Source organism: Paenibacillus sp. FSL R7-269 (assembly GCF_000517865.1).
Lineage (GTDB): Bacteria > Bacillota > Bacilli > Paenibacillales > Paenibacillaceae > Paenibacillus_AQ.
Window position 1 is genome coordinate 1 of sequence record NZ_ASPS01000149.1, and the last position, 541, is coordinate 541.

Below are 541 nucleotides of genomic sequence, written 5' to 3' on the forward strand. Positions count from 1 at the left end.
AAATGGCAACGCCCCCTCATTCCCACGCAGTAGCCTAAAATAACCACAAACAGCAAAAACGCCTGGTTACCCGGGCGCTCAGCCTAATCTATACACTAGCCTGCTATCACACAGCCTTTACAGCTTACAGCGGATCAGCATTCGGAAGAATCTCCGGCGGGGCTGGAGGAATAATCTCGGGCTGCTCCGGCGGTACGATTTCGGGATGCTTCTCCGGCACAATCTCCGGCGGGATCACAACCGGCTCCGGGAGGATATCCGGCTTCACACCCGGGACAACCTTCGGCGGAACCTCTGGCGGCAGATCTTTGCTCATCTCCTTATACCTCCTTCATTCCTGATACCTCATGTATACCCGTTCCGCTCCTCCCTTAACCTTATTGCCCTAGTCCTCTCTAGTCCCCCCTCCCCCTCCTTGGTCCTCCCTAGTCTTTCCTACTCCTCCCTACTCCTTCTACTCCTCTCTAGTCCTCCCCACTCCTCCCCACTCCTCCCCGCCCCTCCATTGTCCTCCAAATCCCCCCCCTTCATGCGAGATGTT

Annotated in this window: 1 protein-coding gene; it reads right to left on the reverse strand. The window is 56.4% G+C overall.

What is annotated here, in order from left to right; all coding sequences use genetic code 11:
* Nucleotides 1-124: 124 nt before the first annotated feature.
* On the reverse strand, nucleotides 125-316 hold the full coding sequence (locus C162_RS33895) for a hypothetical protein (protein WP_036702507.1): 192 nt from the start codon (nucleotides 314-316) through the stop codon (nucleotides 125-127).
* Nucleotides 317-541 lie beyond the last annotated feature (225 nt).